Source organism: Mesorhizobium sp. WSM4836 (assembly GCF_055811815.1).
Genome location: NZ_JBVVQF010000020.1, coordinates 55800 through 74068 on the forward strand (window position 1 = coordinate 55800; position 18269 = coordinate 74068).

Here is an 18269-nt window from a genome sequence, read left to right on the forward strand (position 1 = left end):
CGCGCCCGCTTTGGACGCTACGCAAACCCGGGGCGAGCCCCCCCCCCCCCCGTCCCCAACGACCGGGTTTAAGGAGCCGGCCCCGTCCCCGGGCCGGCTCCACCATTTCCGGCGGAACACATCTCGATCCAGTTATCTCGGCCTTGCCTCCAGCTGCGCTTCGTCATCCAAGCTGTCGCACGACCCGTTTGTTGGATTCGAGCTGCCGTTTGCCGTCGAAAACCCCGTTACTTGCCCCTGATACGGAACGCGTCGACAAAGGCGGAAAACGCCGGAGAGGGATGGCGTCGGCTTGGATAATACAAGTGGTAGCCCTGGAACGTCGGGCACCAATTGGTCAGGACCTCCTGGAGAAGGCCACTCTCAATGTGTGGAAGGACGAGTTCGCGCGGTAGATAGGCCAAGCCCACACCGTCAAGCGCGGCCTGGATCGCCGGCCCCATGTTGTTAAGCGTCAGCTGCCCCTCGACCCGAGCGCTGAACTCGCGCGCGCCTTCCCGCAATTCCCAGGCATAGACCGATCCTGACGTCGGCAGCCGGTAGTTGATGCAATTATGGTCGGTCAGCTCCTGCGGCGTCTCGGGCGGTGACCGGTGGGCGAAGTAATGGGGTGAGCCGACGACGGTGTAGGTTACGTCGGCTCCGATGCGCACGGCTACCATATCCCGGGCAATGGACTCGCCCAGCCGCACACCGGCATCGAACTGGCGCTCGACGATGTTGGTGAAGGCGTTGTCGACCACCAGTTCGACATTGATGTCGGGGAAGTCGCTCAGGAACTTTGGCAGCCGGGCGCGGAAGACAATGTCGACCGAATCGTCCGTGCACACAAGGCGAATGTTCCCGGACGGCCTGTGGCGCAGGACGCCGAGAGCGCTGACCTCAGCCGCGATCCCTTCGAAATGCGGTTCGATGCCTTCCCTGAGGCGTTGACCGGCCGCAGTCGGGGCCACGTCGCGCGTGGTGCGAGACAAAAGACGGACGCCAAGCCGCGACTCCAGCGACTTGATGGTGTGGCTAAGAGCCGACGGAGTGACCCCGAGCTTGGCGGCCGCTCGAGTGAAGCTCCGCGTCCGGGTGATCTCCAGGAACGCGCGCATTTCGGCGAACTCGTCGCGTGGCATTGATGAGCCTCATTCACAACCACATCAAAATTATACCCGCTAGTCGCATTTGGCCAGCCCGACTACCTAGTTCGCGAACGGACAGGAGACTGCTTATGACCATTGAACTCGCGCTGGGCGAGGCCGCCGCTGCTGACAGCACGACTCCATGGTCTGCGGTGGTCTGCCTGTCGCTGCTGACCTTCCTTCTGGTCGGACTGGAGTTCCTGCCGGTGAGCCTGCTCACCTCGATCGCTCAGGATCTGGCTGTCTCCGAGGGTCAGGCCGGCGAGGCAATCGCGGTGTCCGGATTCTTCGCCGTGGTTACCAGCCTCTTCGACAACTCGGTGTTGCGAAACGTCGACCGACGGACGGTGGTTCTGCTCTTTACGGCAGTGCTGGCCGCATCGAGCCTGGCGGTGGCGCTTGCTCCCAACTTCCTGGTCTTCCTGGCCGGGCGGGCGCTGGTCGGCATCGCGATCGGCGGTTTCTGGTCACTGTCGACGGCCATTCTGGCCCGCCTGGCCGCGGGACCAGACCTGCCCAAGGCCATTGCCTTGCTCCAGGGCGGCACTGCCTTCGCATTGGTGATCGCCGCGCCCGTCGGCAGCCTTCTCGGATCGCTGATCGGATGGCGAGGAACCTTCTTCGTCACTGTCCCCATCGGCCTCGCGGCGCTCGTGTGGCAGTTGGCCGTTCTCCCGAAGATGCCACCGATGGAGACCGCCTCGGTGTCGAGCATGTTCGGCCTGCTGCGGAATCGCAGATTCGCCATCGGCATGGGCGCGACCGGGCTCGCTTTCATCGGGCAGAACGCGCTCTCGATCTATCTGCGGCCGTTTCTGGAAAACGTGACGGGCCTGGAGGTGAACACCCTCTCAATGGCCCTATTGGGCGTCGGCCTCGGTGGCTTGGCGGGACTGTCGATCATCGGCCTCATACTCCGGCGGCACCTGACAGTCGTGCTGATCGGGCTGCCGACTGCACTCGCGGTCTTCGCTCTACTGCTGATTGCCTTTGGACCGTTTGCAGGCGCTACGGCCGGCCTGCTGGTTCTTTGGGGACTGTTCGCGACCCCGATCCCGGTGGCGTGGAACACCTGGATGACCACGCTCATCCCTGAAGACCCGGAGGCCGGGGGTGGCCTCCAGGTCGCCCTGATCCAGCTCGCGATCGCGGGCGGCGCCATCGCAGGAGGCCTGCTGTTCGACGTGGCCGGCTGGTGGAGCGCCTTCCTTCTTAGCGCCGTCCTGCTCACAGGCTCGGCCCTACTCGCCGCCTCGGCCGGGCCCCGCACCTGAACTCTTTCAATTCTTGTCTAGGAGAATCGCATGTCTGAAGGAATCGAGAACAAGGTCGTCGTCATCACCGGTGCCAGCAGCGGCCTCGGTGAAGCAACGGCACGCCATCTTGCCGCGCGAGGCGCTTCCGTGGTTCTGGGTGCACGCCGGTCACACCGCATCGACGCCCTTGTCCAGGAACTGACCGCCGCTGGGCACAAAGCCAAGGCCGTCACTACGGACGTCACCGACGCCGGCCAGGTCCACAACCTGGTGAACACGGCGATCCGGGAATTCGGCCGCATCGACGTGATGCTGAACAATGCGGGCCTCATGCCGTTAGCCCCGCTCGAACGGCTCAAGGTCGACGAATGGGACCGGATGATCGACGTCAACATCAAGGGCGTCCTTTACGGCATCGCGGCCGCGCTTCCGTACATGAAGGAGCAGCGATCGGGGCACATCATCAATGTCTCGTCCGTCTATGGCCATGTGGTCGACCCGGGTGCGACGGTCTATTGCGCCACCAAGTTCGCCGTGCGTGCGCTGTCCGAGGGTCTGCGGAAAGAGGTGAAACCCTACAACATCCGCACAACGGTGATCTCGCCGGGCGCTGTCAGCACAGAGTTGCTCGAGCATATCAGCGAGAAGGATATCCAGCAGGGCACCAGGGACTTCGTGAGCAAGATCGCCGTGGGGCCAGATACATTTGCCCGCACGGTCGCCTTCGCGATCAACGAGCCCGACGACGTCGATATCAACGAGATCTTGTTCCGGCCGACCGCCCAGCCGGTTTGACTTGGAAGGGGCTATGCTTTCGATATCCTAAGGCCCGGCTCCACCATTCCGGGTGGGCTAGACCTTCTTCAACCCAGCCCTGAACCGCCTGCCGTTGGCCACATAATGCGCGGCCGAGGCGCGCAGCCTGGCGATTGCGGCTTCGTCGAGCATCCTGACGACGCGCGCCGGCGAGCCGACGATCAGCGAATTGTCAGGGAATTTCTTGCCTTCGGTGACCAGCGCGCCGGCGCCGACCAGCGAGTTGTTGCCGATCTTCGCGCCGTTCAGCACGATGGCGCCCATGCCGATCAGGCTGTTGTCGCCGATCGTGCAGCCATGCAGCAAGGCACGGTGGCCGATCGTGCAGCCTTGGCCGACGGTCAGCGGAAAGCCGGCGTCGGTGTGCATGATCGTGTGCTCCTGCACGTTGGTATCGGCGCCGATGACGATCGGCTCGTCGTCGCCGCGGACGACGACGCCGAACCAGAAGCCGGCATTGCGGCCGATCCTGATATTGCCGATCAGGGTGGCGTCGGGCGCGATCCAGTTGCTGTCGGCGTCCTCGAAGGCGGGCGCTTTTCCGTCAATCGCGTAGATCGGCATCGCTGTCTCCAGATGGTCTCACACCGACAAGCCGCCTGACCCTAGAAGCGAAGCCGCCCACGACGCAATGGCGATCACCACCATGCCCAGCGCCAGCGCCCAGACGGTCGCCGTACAGCCGCAGGAGATCAGCTCCAGCACCGAAATGCGGCGCTCGCGCCAGGCGTCCAGCACCTCATTGGCGAACATCAGCGGCCCGGCGCAAGCCGTCGCAGCGAGCGAGCGCAGCATGTGCTTCGACGACACATAGGGCTGGACGAAGGCAAGCTTGCGGCCGGCGATCAGCTCCATCGCCGATCCGGCCAGGCCGCACGCCGTCAGCCCAGCCATAAAACTGAATATGATTTGTTCGACCGGACCCATCTTTTACCCTCCGTTTACCATGAAATCGCACAGTCGCCTGCAAAAGCTGCGTAGCAAGAGCCGTGCCGCGCCGAGATGTGCCGCTGAGGCACACCCGATGGGACGGTAACGAGGGTCGCGATGAAGCAGGCAGCCGCCACAGAGAACCCGCAACTCGGCGTCGTCGATTCGACGCTGATGAAGCGGGTGTTTTATACGTTCGCGACGCTGGCGCTGCTTTCGGTGGCGATCAGCCTTGGCGGCAAATGGTTCGGCCGCTCGATCGCCATGGCCGGATACACCGACGACACCACGGTCCACAAGGTCGTCATCGGCAACAACATCATCGCCGTGCCGGCCAATGTCATCCGCTTTGGCCAGGCCCGGCGCGACGGCATCACCTCGCGGCTCGACCTTTATCTGCGCTATCCCGAGATGGACGGCTACAGCGAGGCTGCCCGCAACGACTTCAACCACACCGGACCCAGCAAGGACATCGTCTTCCTGTCGTTCGAGCCGCAGATGATGTCGCGCGACATGAGCGGGCGCTTCGCGCCGATCTACAGCGCGCTGATCGCCAAACCGGGTACGCCCGGCCCTGGCGGCACCACGCTTTACGCCTTCAGCGAAAAATCAGGCTATCTCAACGAAGTGCTGGCGGTCGCCGACCGCCCCGGCAAGGATCCGTTCGTCGCACGCTGCCTGAGCGGCCCGAGCGCCGACGAATCGCTGGCGCCCTGCGAACGCGACATCCTGATCGGCGACAATCTCAGCCTCACCTACCGCTTCCCCCGGGAATTCCTGGGCGACTGGCACGCGCTCGACGCTGCGATTTCGGGCGAGGCAGCACGTGTGCTGAAGGCTGGGCGTTAGGCAACAAAACGGGTCGTTCCGTAGCGATCCTTCGCGCCCCTCTCTGTCCTGCCCTCTTTACGATCACTTGACATCTCCCCCACGAGGGGGGAGATCGGTCGTCACACTGGCTTTCGCCAATCTCCAATGTTGCAGGAAGAGCGCAGCGCCGAAGCTGCCAATCTCCCCCCAAGTGGGGGAGATGCCAAGTGGTGGCAAAGAGGGCAGGCCAGAGGGGGGCGCTGTCCCGCTGACGCCAGCTAAATTCCCGGCTCAGGCCAAATCGATGTCGAGGATCGCCATCGAGAAATTATAATCGCCGTCGTCCTCATCCTTGAAGACGATGCCGAGGAACTCGTCGCCGACATAGACCTCGGCCGAATCTTCCTTGCGCGGCCGCGCCTTCACTTCGAGTTTGGGGTTCTGGAAGGTGCGCTTGAAATAGGCGTCCAGCTTTCTGATTTCGTCCGGCTTCAACAGTCTTCTCCGATCGTCGCTTGCTAAAGTGCATCGCGTCTGAAGAGATCGATACGACGCGCTTTAAATCTTGCTTCATGCATGTCGCCATCCCAAAACCGCTGGGCACTTTGGGCGACATGCATTGGTGAACGCGCTTCTGGCACGTCGACAATGGCCATGTAAAGGCAAGCCGGCATAGGGGCAGGAATTCAGCCCCTGCCCTAAGCGCTCAGATGTCGAAGCTGACGACGTGGTCCATCGTCTGCGATGGCAACAGCTGGTCCATCTGCCGCGAAGGCTGGTCGCAGCCGGTCTCGCCGACGACGCGGGCCGGCACGCCGGCAACCGTTTTATTGTGCGGTACCGGCGAGAGCACCACCGAACCCGCCGCGATCTTCGAGCAATGGCCGATCTCGATGTTGCCGAGGATCTTGGCGCCGGCGCCGATCAGCACGCCGTAGCGGATCTTGGGATGGCGGTCGCCACCGGCCTTGCCGGTGCCGCCCAGCGTGACGCCGTGCAGGATCGACACGTCGTCCTCGATCACCGCCGTCTGGCCGACGACGAGGCCGGTGGCGTGGTCGAGGAAGATGCCCTTGCCGATGTGGGCGGCCGGATTGATGTCGGTCTGGAACACCGAGGACGACCGGCTCTGCAAATACAGCGCGAAATCCTGGCGGCCCTGGTTCCACAGCCAATGCGCCAGCCGGTGCGTCTGGATGGCATGAAAGCCCTTGAAGTAGAGCACCGGCATGATGAAGCGGTCGCAGGCCGGATCGCGGTCATAATAGGCCTGGATATCGACGCGCACCGTCGTCGACCAGTCCTTGTCGTCGGCCGCCATCGCCTTGAACGTTTGGCGGATGAGGTCGGAGCCGATGTCCTGGTGGGCGAGGCGCTCGGCCAGCCGGTGAATGACCGCTTCTTCCAAGTTTTCCTGATTGAGGATGGTCGAATAGAGGAACGCCGCCAGCAGCGGATCGCGGTTGACCGCTTCCATCGCTTCGTCGCGGATCGAGCGCCAGATCGGATCTACCGGCTGCACCATGGTGGGACGGGAAATCGTAACGCTGTTCATCTGATGTCTCCGGCCATCCAAATGTCTCGGCTTGGCGGCTTGCCTATTCTCCGGCTGCACCTATAAGCCAGATCATAGCACGGGTGAACTCAATTTTCCTTGGTGCTTCGTCAAATGGATTTGGTTCGCGGAATTTCAAGCAGCCATGGAAAACGCAACCTTGATCGATGAGAAGCTGAAGCGCGAGCTTTCCGCGCTCTACAAGGCCAGTGACCGCCATTATCACAACCTCGGCCACATCGACGCAATGCTGGCGCTGGCCAATGATTACAAGGCGTTGCTGCACGATGCTGAAGCAGTCGAAGCGGCGATCTGGTTCCACGACGCAATCTACGACAGCCGCGCCAAGGACAATGAGGCGAGGAGCGCCGCACTTGCCGAGGAAAAGCTTGCCGGTCGCGCCGATGCACAACGCCTCGGCCGCATCGCGGCAATGATCACTGCCACCGCCGGCCATGAGTTGCCACCCCTTGGCGACCAGCATTCGGTTCCCGACGCCGCGCTGTTGCTCGACATGGACCTGGCGATCCTGGGTGCCGCGCCCGACGTGTTCGACGCTTATGAACAGGCGGTCCGCCGTGAATATCGGTGGCTCGATGAGCCGATGTGGCGGGCCGGCCGTGCCGCTGTGCTAAAGGGCTTCCTCGCCCGCCCGTATATCTTCCACAGCGAGGAGTTCCGCCGGCGCTTCGAAACCCAGGCCCGGCAAAACATGGCGCGCTCACTCCAGGCGCTTGGGCACAGCCCGAGCGGATCCTAGCCCGACGCTGGCTTGCCTGCCGGAGGTCTGGCCCGAAAATCAGGTAAACGCGCCGATCGTCGATGCCATTGTCCACAACATGAACACCCCGGCCGCAAGCGACGCGCCGTTGACGACGACGCCAGCCAGGCCGAGCACACGATTGTCGTTTGGACGGCCCAGCGCCATCAACCCGAAGACCACGCCGGTAAGATGCGCCAATGGCCCGGCCAGAAAAAATACCGCGGCAAAGAAGCCGGTCGCACTGTTCTGGAACAGTGCGGACGCGTCGCTCGGCATTGCTACCAACGCGGTGATCGCGATCGCCCCTGCCGCCAAAGCGGCCAGCGCTAATAAGACCGACAATTCGCCGAACCTACTTTTTGCAATGACTCCCGGCAAAGCGGCGTCGGTCCTTCCCCATTGTGCCATCGTTCCCCCCAGCCTCCGTTGAGCGTGTGGCGGAATTTGAAGCGATCCGCGCTTTATGCTTACTTACCGCTGTTATTGTTGCAAAATCGCTAAGCACTCCGGCTTCAAGCCCAACTCCCGTTTTGGGGGAGCCGTCCATCAAAGCGGATGCTCGGCATAAAACTCCAGCACGCGCTGCTTGAAGGTCTTGTCTCCGACCGCCAGCATGTGGTCGCGGCCTTCGATATGAAAAGCCCTGGCGTTGGGCATCAGGGCGGCGAGTTCATCCGGCGAGCCGCCGATGTCGTCCTTGGTTCCCACCGCAATCAAGGTCGGCTGGGCAATGCGGGCAAGGTCGGCCTCGCTCAGCAATTCGCGTGAGGTGGCGATGCAGGCGGCGAGTGCCCGGCGATCGCTGCGGGTCTGATCGGCGAAGGCGCGGAACGAGCGGCCGCGCGGGTCGCTGGTGGCTGCCGGGTCCTCGGCCAGGAGGGCGTCGGCTATCGGATCCCAGTCGCCGACGCCGTCGACCATGCCGATGCCGAGACCGCCGAAGACCAGCGTCGCCACCTTGTCCGGGTCGGAGAGCGCCAGGAAGGCCGATATGCGCGCACCCATCGAATAACCCATGACATGGGCGCGTTCGATGCCGAGATGGTTCAAAAGCGCTGCCGCGTCGGACGCCATTTTTGCCGGCGTGTACTGCGCTTCGTCGTAGCTCTTCGAGGACGAACCATGGCCGCGATTGTCGAAGGCGATGGCGCGGTAACCGGCGTCGTTCAGCGTCTTGAACCAGCCAGGTGACACCCAGTTGACGTAATGGCTCGAGGCAAAGCCATGGATCATCAGCACCGGATCGCCCTGCCCCGATGCCGGCTGGCGGTCAAGGAAAGCAATCTCGAACCTGTCATGGGAGAAAAACTGCATCTGCCGCGAATCCTGCGCGCTCAGTTGGGCGCGGTGCCGATTGCGGGGTGGCGCAACAGGTCGCCGTCCTCGATGCCGTTCCTGGCGGCGGTGCCCGCCTTGAGCTCGAGCACGAAGCGAACCGGCGCGCCGGGCGAGACAATCGCTTCTGATTGCGGCTCGCCTTGCCTGATCGCCCGGATCTTCCCGCCCTGGCCGATGAAGATCAGGTCGAGCTGCATCGGCGTGTTCTTCATCCAGAAGTTCACCTCCTGCTCGGCGTCGAATACGAACAGCATGCCGTGATCGTCGGCCATCTCTTCGCGAAACATCAGGCCGGCCTCGCGTTCGGCGGAGGTGTCGGCGATTTCGACCGAAAACGAGCGCTCACCGGATTTCGTCACCGCGACCAGCGGCGTCGGATCGACCGGCAGGATCATCGCCCGGCTGTCCGCCGAAGTTGATCCCAGCGAATAGAAGAAAGCGCCGGTGGCGACGACAAAGGCGATCGCGGCGCCAATCGCGGCAGCTGTCAGCCGGTTCCTGTGAGCCATTCAAAATCCTCGACCGGAAATGGTGCCAGACCATGATCCCGAACCTACGGTTCGGAAAAAATGATGGTCAAGCAAAGAGAAATGATGGTCAAGCAAAGAGAGATGGAGCTCCATCCCGATTCCATGGGGATGGGTCAGACCCTAATGCGAGACCGGCAAGGTACCCATATCGGGGTGAATTTCGGCAGCCATAAGGCCTTTATCGCCGCGTCCAAAGCGAACCAGCACCACCTGGCCCGGCCGGAGCTCGGTGATGCCGTAGCGGCGCAGCGTCTCCATGTGGACGAAGATGTCCTCGGTGCCCTCGCCCCGGGTCAGAAAGCCGAACCCCTTGGTGCGGTTGAACCATTTGACCAGCGCCCGTTCGAGGCCGCTTTCCGGCGTCACCGCGACATGGGTGCGCTGCTCCTGCATCTCCGCCGGATGCACCGCCGTGGCGACATCCATCGAGAGCACGCGGAAGGCCTGCAGCCCGCGCTCGCCCTGCTTGACCAGGCAGACGACACGGGCGCCTTCCAGGGCGGTCTGAAATCCGTCCTTTCGAAGGCATGTCACATGGAGGAGGATGTCGCCCGAAGCACCATCATCGGGAAGGATGAACCCGTAGCCCTTGGCCACGTCGAACCATTTGATGGCGCCGGCGATTTCGACGAGATCGGCCGTATCGGCGCTCTCATCCCGCTTCAACGCATCGTTACCGGCCCCGTCCCGCCCCATGAAAGAGGCCTTTTCCCCCATAAGAACGCCCCCTTTTTTCAAGAAACACTGCAACTGATTCTTGGTGTCAGATTAACACCCCGGCTTCCGGTGTGTGCAAGACCTGACGTGCCTTTTTTCACGGTTCCATACAGGAATAGCGGATTTGTCATTTGCCGGCGCCGGCAAGCGTGGCCAATTGCCCTTTCGCCGGGCCGCCCCTATGTTGCGCCGCAACGCAACATAAGGAGGAAATCATGCGCTATCTGCACACCATGGTCCGCATCGCCGACATCGATGCTTCGCTCGATTTCTACTGCAACAAGCTTGGCCTCAAGGAAGTGCGCCGTCATGAAAACGAGCAAGGCCGCTACACGCTGATCTTCCTCGCCGCGCCCGAAGACGAGCAAAGCGGCATCTCCGAAAAGGCACCGCTGGTCGAGCTGACCTACAATTGGGATCCGGAAGACTACACGGGCGGCCGCAATTTCGGCCATCTCGCCTATGAGGTCGACGACATCTACGCCACCTGCCAGCGGCTGATGGACAATGGCGTCACCATCAACCGGCCGCCGCGCGACGGCAACATGGCCTTCGTCAAATCGCCGGACGGCATCTCGATCGAGCTGTTGCAGAAAGGTCCGGCAAAGCCGAAGGCCGAACCGTGGGCGTCGATGCCGAACACCGGCAGCTGGTAGCCGATTACGCCATCTTGAGCGGACGTAGGCAGGCCGTGATTCGGGTTTTCGCGTCCGCATTCCCAGGGAGAATTCATTCGTGCCGACCAGCCATGTCGATGTCGCCACCGAACATGCCAGCCGCTATCTGCAGCAGCTGTGCAAACATTGGGCGCATAAATTCCCGGTCGAATTCGACCCGAATCACGGCAGAATCGATCTGACGCTCGGCCGCACGGTTCTCGATGCGGACCCGGCAGCGCTGCACATTGCCGTGACAACCGACGAGGCCGGCTCGCTCGAGCGCCTGGAAACGGTCGTCGCCGAGCACATCAAGCGCCTTGCCTTCCGTGAGGAGCTGGCATTCGACTGGAAACGCGCTCCGGCTGCGTAGACGACCTGTCAACCGCCGGCCCTGGCCATCTCCAGCAGCATCAGCACGGTGCGCCAATTGCGCGCCGTGCCGGGCACCTTCAGAACGCGCGGGATGAGATTGGCAAAGACCGATTTGCCAAGCCCGTCGGGAGCATACAGGTAGAGCACGTCGCCCTTGATCTCGAAGCGTTCGGGCCCGGTGCATTTTTCCGCCAGCCGGGCGACCTCTTCGGCGGTCGGCTGGCGCTCCAGCGCATAGGCGTGCAGCTTGGTTGGCTCGCCCACCACTTCCGGATAGGGATTGTCTGCCGCCAGCCGCTCGAGCCAGCCGAGATCGCGCACCATGATGCGCGAATGGAACCCCCATTTCTTCTCGAATTCCGCTTCCAACCGCCTGGTCAGCATCGCCGCGTCGCCATCTGGCGACCGGAACACGGCGTTGCCGCTCTGCACGTAGGTGGCGATATCGGAGAAGCCGAGCTGCTCGAAGAATGACCTGAGTTCCGCCATCTTGACGATGCGGTTGCCGCCGACATTGATGCCGGAAAACAGCGCAATAAAAACCTTCGCCTGAGTGTTTGGAAAATCGTTGCTGCTCATATGATGAACCCGGCAAGCGTCTCGTTTTCGGTGATGTCCTGGTAATGGACGCTCTCGGCGTCGAAATTCGCCTTGAGCAGGTCGAAATTGCGGCGATCCTTGGTTTCGATGCCGATCAGCACCGAACCGAAATTGCGCGCCGATTTCTTCAGATATTCGAAGCGGGCAATGTCGTCGTCGGGACCAAGCAATTCGAGGAAATCGCGCAACGCGCCGGGCCGCTGCGGAAAGCGGATAATGAAGTATTTCTTCAAGCCCTCGAAGCGCAGCGCTCGTTCCTTCACATCCGGCAGCCGCTCGAAATCGAAATTGCCGCCCGACACCACGGCGATGATGGTCTTGCCCCTGATTTCCTTCCTGGAATAATCCTTGAGCGCATCGATCGCCAGCGCGCCGGCCGGCTCGAGCACGACGCCTTCGACATTGAGCATTTCGATCATGGTGGCGCAGAGCCGGTTTTCCGGGATCAGCCGCACGGCGTCGGCGGCAAACTCCTTGAGGTGGCGCAACGGCTCGCGGCCGATCTCGGCCACCGCCGCGCCGTCGACGAAATTGTCGACTTTGGCGAGCTTGACCCGCTTTCCGGCGGCAAGGCTCTCGCTCAGGCTCGGGGCGCCTGCCGGCTCGCAAAAGACGAAACGTGTTTCACGCTGCTGGTCGGCAAAATAATGCGTGACGCCGGCGGCCAGGCCGCCGCCGCCGACCGGCAGCATGACGATATCGGGCATGCGCGCGCCGGGCATCTGGCCTGATATTTCGTAGGCGACGGTCGCCTGCCCTTCGATGATGTCCTTATGGTCGAAAGGCGGCACCATGTGTGCGCCGGCGGTTTCGGTGAATTCGAGTGTGGCGCGATAGCAGTCGTCGAAGAAATCGCCGACCAGCCTGATCTCGACGAATTCCCCGCCGAACAGCCGCGTCTTGTCGATCTTCTGCTGCGGCGTCGTCACCGGCATGAAGACAACGCCCTTTTTTCCGAAATGGCGGCAGACGAAGGCAAAGCCCTGCGCGTGATTGCCGGCCGAGGCGCAGACAAACAGCTCGGCATTGTTGCCGGCGGCCAGCGTCTTACGGAAGAAGTTGAAGGCGCCGCGGATCTTGTAGGATCGCACCGGCGTCAGGTCCTCGCGCTTCAGCAGCACCCGCGCGCCGGTCTTCTTCGACAGATAGTCGTTTTCCTGCAGCGGCGTTTCGGGAAAGATCTCGCGGATCGCGGCAGCGGCGGCAGCGACGCGAGAGGAGAAACTGGTCATGGCAAGAGCACCCCGGATCGCATGTTCTGTGAGCAACACGGCATGCCCATTGGTTTGCCACGATGCGGTGTCGAGAACCTAGCATACGCTGCGCATTTGATGGCGGATTATCGGCGTTGGCGCAGACCTGAAGTGATTGCCTTGCGAGTTCCCTATCCGCCTCCCGCCGTTCTGGCTTTCGCGCAACAGTGCGATGGCAGTCGCGAGGCGTTGAGCGCATTTCGGCGCCTGCGACTTACTTCCGCCGCACTTCGCCTGTCCGGGAGGTGCGGCGGAGGTGGATGGGCCTTTGGTTAGGCCGAAGTGGAATTGCTTTAGTGCCCTTGAAGACGATTTGCATCATTGTCCTTGCCGCGCTGCTCGCCGGCTGCGGCGGCCGCCAAACCGAGGAACTGCTCGGCAGCGCCATGGTGGCGGTGCCGGTGACGGAAATCGCCGGCAACCACTCGATCTTCATCGCCACCACGCGCAAGCGCTCCGACGATCCCAACAAGGTCTTCGACGGCGAGCGCTCGGCGACGCTGAATTATGCCCGCGTCAACGTCACCGTCCCCGGCATCCACAAGACAGGCCAGATCGAGCGACGCTCGCGCGGCAAGTCGGACGATCCGGCCAAATACTTCATGGCTTCCGAGGTCGTCGGCTACGACACCCAGCCGAAATTCTCCAGCGCACTCAGCGCCGACATCGCGGCGCGCGGCGGCCGCGTCATGGTATTCGTCCACGGCTATAACACCGGCTTCGACGACGCCGTCTACCGCGTCACTCAGATCACCCATGATTCCGGCTATCCGGGCACGCCCGTGCTGTTTTCCTGGGCGTCGGGCGCCAAGACCACCGATTATGTCTACGACAAGGAAAGCGCCAGCGTTGCTCGCGACCAGCTCGAAGTGACGCTGAGAATGCTGGCGCAGACCGGCGCGCGCCGCATCGACATCGTTGCTCATTCGCTTGGGACCTGGGTCACCATGGAAGCGCTGCGCCAGCTCGCCATCACCGGCGACCGCGATCTCGGCGGCAAGCTCGGCGACGTCGTGCTGGCTTCGCCCGACATCGACGTCGACGTCTTCAAGAGCCAGATGCGCCGCTACGGCAAGCCGGACAAGCCGTTCATCCTGCTGCTCTCCGACGACGACCGGGCGCTACGGCTGTCCGGCCTGATTGCCGGCGCGCGGCCGCGGGTCGGCGACTACAAGGATGTCGCCGACCTCGCCAGCTATGGCGTGTCGGTCGTCGATCTCTCCAGCGTCAAGGGAGTCGACCGCTTCAACCACACCAAATTCGCCGACAATCCGGAATTGGTGCAGCTGATCGGCCAGAAGCTGCGCGAGGATGACGGGTTTGCCAGCGATCGCGAGGTGACCGACCGGATCGCCTCGGTCGGACAATAGCTGCAATTGCGCGGCAGTCATTGTTGACCATTGCCGCACCATCGGAACAGTTTGAACTGGACCGTGCCGGTCTCTGCCTCTATCGAATAGGCCAAGACGTCTCCGGCTCGACGTCACCTTTGCGGGAGCCCGCGTGATCGTGCCTTCGAAGATCTTTCTCGTCGTTGCGTTCGCGCTCGCGCTGGCAGGCTGCGCCGGCCAGAACACGCACGATCTGCTCAACAAGACCACGATCACCGTGCCTGCTTCCGATATCGCGGCGACGCATAACATCTTCGTCGCCACAACCCGGCAAAAGGCAACGAAAGCGCCCCGGCAGGTGTTCGACGGCGACCGTTCGCCGACCACCAGCTTTGCCAGCGTCGAGGTGACGGTGCCCAAGATCCACCAGGTCGGCGCCATCGAGCGGGTTAAGGGCTCGGCCAACAGCAATCCGGCGAAGGATTTCACGGCGACCGGCGTCACCTTCTACGAAAGCGCGCCGCAATTCGCCAAGGCGGTCGGCGCCGATATCGCCATGCGCGGCGACCGCGCGCTGGTTTTCGTGCACGGCTTCAACAACGGCTTCGACGACGGCATCTACCGGCTGACGCAGATCGCGCACGACACCAAATACCCGGGAACGCCGGTGCTGTTTTCGTGGGCGTCGAGCGGCAAGACGACCGGCTACATCTACGACAAGGAAAGCGCCAATGCGGCGCGCGACGATCTCGAAACGACGCTGCGCATGCTTGCCAAGAGCCGCGCCAAGAGCATCGACATCATCGCCCATTCGATGGGAACCTGGGTGACGATGGAAGCCTTGCGCCAGCTTGCCATCACCGGCGACCGCGACCTCGGCGGCAAGCTCGGCTACGTCATCCTGGCGTCGCCCGACATCGACGTCGACGTGTTCAAGAAGCAGATGATCCGCTACGGCAAGCCCGACAAACCGTTCGCCGTGCTGCTTTCGGGCGACGACCGGGCGCTCAGGCTGTCGACCCTGATCTCCGGCGACAAGCCGCGCGTCGGCGACTATGGCGACGCGGCCGACCTCGCCAGCTATGGCGTCTCGGTGGTCGACCTGACCAAGACCAAGGGCGGCGACCGGCTGAACCACGCCAAGTTCGCCGACAACCCGTTCCTGGTGCAGCTGCTCGGTGACCGCCTGCGCGCCCCCGCCGGCCTCGCCCCCGAAGAGACCGCGCCGGCCCAGCTCGACAATCTCGGCCAGGGCCTCGGCAAGGCCGTCGGCTCGGTCGCCGAAATCGTCATCACCACGCCGTTCAAGGTGCTGACCATCGCCACCGGCGGGTGAAGCGGCCGCCGACCTCTGCTGCCAATCGGCAACGTTGGTGGTTGATCGCGAGTCAATAAAAACGCCCTGTAGCGATCTTTCGCGCCCCCCTCTGTCCTGCCGGACATGTCCCCCACTTGGGGGGAGATTGGCCGCCACCTCGGCTTTCGCCAATCGCCAACGTGCTGAACGAGCGCCGGCGGCGAAGCTGCCGATCTCCCCCCTCGTGGGGGAGATGTCCGGCAGGACAGAGGGGGGCGCTGTCCCGCCGGCGTTCAAAGGTTCGTCAAACGAACAAATCAACCTTTTGAAAAGTCGTTACGTCGATCAGGCCGACGTCCGAAATCCTGAGCTCCGGGATAACGACCAGCGCCAGCAGCGAGTGCTGCATGTAGGCGTTGTTAAGCGAGCAGCCCATCTGGCGCATGGCGTCGCTGAGTTTGTCCGCCTTTGCGGCGACGATTTCCGCCCGCTCGTCCGACATCAGCCCGGCGATCGGCATCTCGACCAGCGCCAGCTCCTTGCCCTTGGAGAACAGCACGACGCCGCCGCCGACCTCGCCCAGCCGGTTGACGGCCAGGGCCATGTCCTGCTTGTTGGTGCCGACGACGATGATATGGTGGGCATCGTGCGCCACACTGGAGGCCATGGCGCAGTCGCCGATATAGCCGAAGCCGGATACGAAGGCATTGGTGACGCCGCCGGTGCCCTTGTGGCGCTCGACCAGCGCGATCTGGCAGATATCGTTGCGGCGGTCCATGGCGACCAGCCCGTCCTCCACCGCAAGATCGGCCTCCAGCGCCCGCGTCGGTGCCTGGTTCTCGATAACGCCGATGACGCGCACCCGCACCTCGTTGGCGCCCATGGGTGCCGCGATGTCGAAATCGCCGGCCTTGAGCCTCTTGCCAAGCTTGACGGTGTTCTTCGCTGTTTTCGGGTAGTCATAGGCCGGAATGTCTATTTCGAGCTTGCCGCCCTTGGCCAGCCTGACGCCGCGGCCATAGACCTCGTCGATGGCCATTTCGGCCAGGTCGGAAACGATCAGCAGATCGGCGAGCCGACCCGGCGCGATCGAGCCAATCTCGCGCTCCAGCTGGAAGTGCTGGGCGGTGTTGAGCGTCGCCATCTGGATCGCGGTCACCGGCTTCAAGCCCTGGCTGATGGCGTGGCGCACGACGCGGTCCATATGGCCTTCATGCACGAGGGTACCGGAATGACTGTCGTCGGTGCACAGGATGAAGTTGCGCGGATCCAGCCCGCTCTCCGTCACCGCCTTGATCTGCGAGGCGACGTCGTACCAGGCCGAGCCCAGCCGCAGCATCGCCTTCATGCCCTGGCGGACGCGGGCGATGGCGTCCTCGGCGCGCGTGCCTTCGTGGTCATCCTCCGGGCCGCCTGAGACGTAGCCGTGGAACGGCAGGCCGAGATCGCGCGAGGCATAGTGCCCGCCGACGGTCTTGCCGGCCCTCACGGTTGCGGCGATCTCGCCCGACATCACCGGATCATTGGCGGCGACGCCGGGAAAATTCATCACCTCGCCGAGCCCGATGATGTTTTCCCAGGTCATCGCCTCGGCAACATCGGCGACGGTCAGCTCGGCGCCGGCATGCTCGAGCCCCGGGGCGGAGGGCACGCAGGACGGCATCTGCACATGCACGTTGACCGGCATGGCGACCGCCTCGTCATGCATCAGCCGCACGCCCGGCAGGCCGAGCACGTTGGCGATCTCATGCGGATCGATGAACATCGAGGTTGTGCCATGCGGGATCACCGCGCGGCAGAATTCCGTCACCGTCACCATGCCGCTCTCGACATGCATATGCGCGTCGCAAAGCCCTGGCACCAGATAGCGGCCACCGGCATCGACCACCTTAGTGCCCTGGCCGATGGCGTGTCCGGCATTCGGCCCGCAATAGGCAAAACGGCCACCGGCAATGGCGATGTCGGTGCCGGCGATGATCTCGCCGGAATGGACGTTGACCCAACGCCCGTTGCGGATGACGAGATCGGCGGGCTTTCGGCCCATAGCGACATCGACCAGATGCGTCGCCATCTCGGCCCAGGGTTTTGGTTTCGTCGCATTCTTCGGCATCAACAGGCTCCTCTTTGCCCGACTGTGCCAAGCCGCGAGGATTTTGACCAGCGAGGAAGTAAGGATCGGGCGCGGCTATTCGGCTTTCACGTCGACCGTCACCTTTGCATCTCCAGACGAAATCCGTTCGGCGATGCGCGTGAGCTCGCCTTGGGCAAAATTGCCGCTGACCATCAGCTGGCCACCGAGGATCGGCTCGACCAGCCGTGGCGACATCACGACGCTGCCGTCGACGCTAAGATCGACCGTTTTGCCGACATTAGCGCTGGTGAATTCGGCAAATGCCTTCCTGCTGTCCGGCGTCAGTTCCAGGTTAAGCGCCGCCTGCCCCGGCACGAGATCGCGCAGGACGCTCGCCTTGGCGACCGCCAGCGTCAAAGGTTCGGCCGTGGTCAACCCGCAGGTAAGCAGCAGGATGATGAGGCAGGTGAACAGGCGCATCAGGAATTCCCCCTCGGAAGCCGCCGATGTTGCACGGCGCCGCTGTTGCGGCAATGCCGGTTGCGGAGCAGGCGCCAACGGCGAAGCTGCCGATCTCGAGGGGGAGATGTCGCCGAAGGCGACAGAGGGGTCGCCGTGCCAACCTCTCAAGACCTGGGTTCCTCGCCCACCGCGAAGCGGGGGAGAGGTGGCCGCGAAGCGGCCGGAGAGGGGGCTCTTTCGTAGAGCGCAGTCCCCCTCTCCGTGGGGGGGGGGGCGCGCCCCCCCCGCCCCCCCGCGGGGGGGGGGGGGGGCCCCCCGCCGGCGGGGGGGCCCCCAAATTAACGGATGGAGAAATTATTTTTTTTTTTTTTTTGGGGGG

The 18269-nt window shown here is 63.2% G+C and carries 21 protein-coding genes; 8 read left to right on the forward strand and 13 right to left on the reverse strand.

Annotated elements, in window-relative coordinates; translation table 11 throughout:
- Positions 1-227 precede the first annotated feature (227 nt).
- A complete protein-coding gene (locus AC0L2P_RS22260) occupies positions 228-1124 on the reverse strand; it encodes a LysR family transcriptional regulator (protein ID WP_473504043.1) in 897 nt (298 codons plus the stop codon).
- Positions 1125-1219: 95 nt separating this feature from the next.
- On the opposite strand from AC0L2P_RS22260, the gene AC0L2P_RS22265 reads away from it, so the two are divergent.
- Both AC0L2P_RS22265 and AC0L2P_RS22270 read left to right on the forward strand, forming a co-directional pair.
- Positions 1220-2404 carry an MFS transporter gene (locus AC0L2P_RS22265; protein WP_473504045.1) on the forward strand — a complete coding sequence of 395 codons (1185 nt, stop codon included), beginning with the start codon at positions 1220-1222 and terminating at the stop codon, positions 2402-2404.
- Positions 2405-2434: 30 nt separating this feature from the next.
- Positions 2435-3181, forward strand: a complete 747-nt coding sequence (locus AC0L2P_RS22270; RefSeq protein WP_473504047.1) for an SDR family oxidoreductase — start codon at positions 2435-2437, stop codon at positions 3179-3181.
- Positions 3182-3238: 57 nt separating this feature from the next.
- Here the strand turns inward: AC0L2P_RS22270 and AC0L2P_RS22275 are convergent, their stop codons facing one another.
- Both AC0L2P_RS22275 and AC0L2P_RS22280 read right to left on the reverse strand, forming a co-directional pair.
- Complete coding sequence (locus tag AC0L2P_RS22275; RefSeq protein WP_473504049.1) at positions 3239-3766, reverse strand: gamma carbonic anhydrase family protein; 528 nt, start codon at positions 3764-3766, stop codon at positions 3239-3241.
- Between the two features lie 18 nt (positions 3767-3784).
- Positions 3785-4129 (reverse strand): DUF6949 family protein, encoded by a 345-nt coding sequence (locus AC0L2P_RS22280; RefSeq protein ID WP_473504051.1) that lies wholly within the window; start codon positions 4127-4129, stop codon positions 3785-3787.
- Positions 4130-4249: 120 nt separating this feature from the next.
- On the opposite strand from AC0L2P_RS22280, the gene AC0L2P_RS22285 reads away from it, so the two are divergent.
- On the forward strand, positions 4250-4981 hold the full coding sequence (locus AC0L2P_RS22285; RefSeq protein ID WP_473504053.1) for a hypothetical protein: 732 nt from the start codon (positions 4250-4252) through the stop codon (positions 4979-4981).
- Positions 4982-5233: 252 nt separating this feature from the next.
- Here AC0L2P_RS22285 and AC0L2P_RS22290 read toward each other — a convergent pair whose 3' ends face one another.
- Entirely contained in the window at positions 5234-5437 is a 204-nt protein-coding gene (locus AC0L2P_RS22290; RefSeq protein ID WP_023674799.1) for a DUF3126 family protein, read from the reverse strand.
- Between the two features lie 211 nt (positions 5438-5648).
- Entirely contained in the window at positions 5649-6497 is an 849-nt protein-coding gene (gene cysE / locus AC0L2P_RS22295) for a serine O-acetyltransferase (RefSeq protein WP_473504056.1), read from the reverse strand.
- Between the two features lie 145 nt (positions 6498-6642).
- Between cysE and AC0L2P_RS22300 the strand changes: the two genes are divergently transcribed.
- Entirely contained in the window at positions 6643-7257 is a 615-nt protein-coding gene (locus AC0L2P_RS22300) for an HD domain-containing protein (RefSeq protein ID WP_473504058.1), read from the forward strand.
- A 39-nt stretch (positions 7258-7296) separates the two neighbouring features.
- On the opposite strand, the gene AC0L2P_RS22305 is transcribed toward AC0L2P_RS22300, so the two are convergent.
- The 4 genes from AC0L2P_RS22305 to AC0L2P_RS22320 form a co-directional block, all read right to left on the reverse strand.
- Entirely contained in the window at positions 7297-7602 is a 306-nt protein-coding gene (locus AC0L2P_RS22305; protein ID WP_473504059.1) for a hypothetical protein, read from the reverse strand.
- 204 nt (positions 7603-7806) lie between these two features.
- Complete coding sequence (locus AC0L2P_RS22310; RefSeq protein WP_473504061.1) at positions 7807-8574, reverse strand: alpha/beta fold hydrolase; 768 nt, start codon at positions 8572-8574, stop codon at positions 7807-7809.
- 20 nt (positions 8575-8594) lie between these two features.
- On the reverse strand, positions 8595-9107 hold the full coding sequence (locus AC0L2P_RS22315) for a DUF192 domain-containing protein (protein WP_473504063.1): 513 nt from the start codon (positions 9105-9107) through the stop codon (positions 8595-8597).
- Positions 9108-9248: 141 nt separating this feature from the next.
- Positions 9249-9845 carry a cold-shock protein gene (locus AC0L2P_RS22320; RefSeq protein ID WP_473504064.1) on the reverse strand — a complete coding sequence of 199 codons (597 nt, stop codon included), beginning with the start codon at positions 9843-9845 and terminating at the stop codon, positions 9249-9251.
- A gap of 215 nt (positions 9846-10060) precedes the next feature.
- Here AC0L2P_RS22320 and gloA point away from each other — a divergent pair, with 215 nt between their 5' ends.
- Both gloA and AC0L2P_RS22330 read left to right on the forward strand, forming a co-directional pair.
- Positions 10061-10501, forward strand: a complete 441-nt coding sequence (gene gloA / locus AC0L2P_RS22325) for a lactoylglutathione lyase (RefSeq protein ID WP_473504066.1) — start codon at positions 10061-10063, stop codon at positions 10499-10501.
- A gap of 79 nt (positions 10502-10580) precedes the next feature.
- A complete protein-coding gene (locus AC0L2P_RS22330; RefSeq protein WP_473504068.1) occupies positions 10581-10874 on the forward strand; it encodes a DUF2218 domain-containing protein in 294 nt (97 codons plus the stop codon).
- An 8-nt stretch (positions 10875-10882) separates the two neighbouring features.
- Here AC0L2P_RS22330 and AC0L2P_RS22335 read toward each other — a convergent pair whose 3' ends face one another.
- Both AC0L2P_RS22335 and ilvA read right to left on the reverse strand, forming a co-directional pair.
- Positions 10883-11455 carry a DUF1697 domain-containing protein gene (locus tag AC0L2P_RS22335; protein ID WP_473504070.1) on the reverse strand — a complete coding sequence of 191 codons (573 nt, stop codon included), beginning with the start codon at positions 11453-11455 and terminating at the stop codon, positions 10883-10885.
- Positions 11452-12708 carry a threonine ammonia-lyase IlvA gene (ilvA, locus tag AC0L2P_RS22340; RefSeq protein WP_473504072.1) on the reverse strand — a complete coding sequence of 419 codons (1257 nt, stop codon included), beginning with the start codon at positions 12706-12708 and terminating at the stop codon, positions 11452-11454. Before ilvA ends, AC0L2P_RS22335 begins: the two co-directional genes overlap by 4 nt.
- A 281-nt stretch (positions 12709-12989) precedes the next feature.
- On the opposite strand from ilvA, the gene AC0L2P_RS22345 reads away from it, so the two are divergent.
- Positions 12990-14099, forward strand: a complete 1110-nt coding sequence (locus AC0L2P_RS22345) for an alpha/beta hydrolase (RefSeq protein ID WP_473504074.1) — start codon at positions 12990-12992, stop codon at positions 14097-14099.
- A gap of 133 nt (positions 14100-14232) precedes the next feature.
- On the forward strand, positions 14233-15396 hold the full coding sequence (locus AC0L2P_RS22350; protein ID WP_473504076.1) for an alpha/beta hydrolase: 1164 nt from the start codon (positions 14233-14235) through the stop codon (positions 15394-15396).
- Positions 15397-15661: 265 nt separating this feature from the next.
- Here the strand turns inward: AC0L2P_RS22350 and ade are convergent, their stop codons facing one another.
- The gene (ade, locus tag AC0L2P_RS22355; RefSeq protein WP_473504078.1) at positions 15662-17467 is read right to left on the reverse strand and encodes an adenine deaminase; all 1806 of its coding nucleotides are present in this window, start codon (positions 17465-17467) and stop codon (positions 15662-15664) included.
- Between the two features lie 75 nt (positions 17468-17542).
- Complete coding sequence (locus AC0L2P_RS22360; RefSeq protein ID WP_473504080.1) at positions 17543-17908, reverse strand: SecDF P1 head subdomain-containing protein; 366 nt, start codon at positions 17906-17908, stop codon at positions 17543-17545.
- Between the last annotated feature and the right edge of the window lie 361 nt (positions 17909-18269).

Excerpts from the sequence above, each read along its gene's own strand:
- AC0L2P_RS22360 (WP_473504080.1), bottom strand. The coding sequence starts at position 17,908 with ATGCGCCTGTTCACCTGCCTCATCATCCTGCTGCTTACCTGCGGGTTG.
- cysE (WP_473504056.1), bottom strand. The coding sequence starts at position 6,497 with ATGAACAGCGTTACGATTTCCCGTCCCACCATGGTGCAGCCGGTAGAT.
- AC0L2P_RS22275 (WP_473504049.1), bottom strand. The coding sequence starts at position 3,766 with ATGCCGATCTACGCGATTGACGGAAAAGCGCCCGCCTTCGAGGACGCC.
- AC0L2P_RS22320 (WP_473504064.1), bottom strand. The coding sequence starts at position 9,845 with ATGGGGGAAAAGGCCTCTTTCATGGGGCGGGACGGGGCCGGTAACGAT.
- AC0L2P_RS22270 (WP_473504047.1), top strand. The coding sequence starts at position 2,435 with ATGTCTGAAGGAATCGAGAACAAGGTCGTCGTCATCACCGGTGCCAGC.
- AC0L2P_RS22280 (WP_473504051.1), bottom strand. The coding sequence starts at position 4,129 with ATGGGTCCGGTCGAACAAATCATATTCAGTTTTATGGCTGGGCTGACG.
- ade (WP_473504078.1), bottom strand. The coding sequence starts at position 17,467 with ATGCCGAAGAATGCGACGAAACCAAAACCCTGGGCCGAGATGGCGACG.
- AC0L2P_RS22335 (WP_473504070.1), bottom strand. The coding sequence starts at position 11,455 with ATGAGCAGCAACGATTTTCCAAACACTCAGGCGAAGGTTTTTATTGCG.
- AC0L2P_RS22310 (WP_473504061.1), bottom strand. The coding sequence starts at position 8,574 with ATGCAGTTTTTCTCCCATGACAGGTTCGAGATTGCTTTCCTTGACCGC.
- AC0L2P_RS22265 (WP_473504045.1), top strand. The coding sequence starts at position 1,220 with ATGACCATTGAACTCGCGCTGGGCGAGGCCGCCGCTGCTGACAGCACG.
- AC0L2P_RS22300 (WP_473504058.1), top strand. The coding sequence starts at position 6,643 with ATGGAAAACGCAACCTTGATCGATGAGAAGCTGAAGCGCGAGCTTTCC.
- gloA (WP_473504066.1), top strand. The coding sequence starts at position 10,061 with ATGCGCTATCTGCACACCATGGTCCGCATCGCCGACATCGATGCTTCG.
- AC0L2P_RS22285 (WP_473504053.1), top strand. The coding sequence starts at position 4,250 with ATGAAGCAGGCAGCCGCCACAGAGAACCCGCAACTCGGCGTCGTCGAT.
- AC0L2P_RS22315 (WP_473504063.1), bottom strand. The coding sequence starts at position 9,107 with ATGGCTCACAGGAACCGGCTGACAGCTGCCGCGATTGGCGCCGCGATC.
- AC0L2P_RS22260 (WP_473504043.1), bottom strand. The coding sequence starts at position 1,124 with ATGCCACGCGACGAGTTCGCCGAAATGCGCGCGTTCCTGGAGATCACC.
- ilvA (WP_473504072.1), bottom strand. The coding sequence starts at position 12,708 with ATGACCAGTTTCTCCTCTCGCGTCGCTGCCGCCGCTGCCGCGATCCGC.
- AC0L2P_RS22345 (WP_473504074.1), top strand. The coding sequence starts at position 12,990 with ATGGGCCTTTGGTTAGGCCGAAGTGGAATTGCTTTAGTGCCCTTGAAG.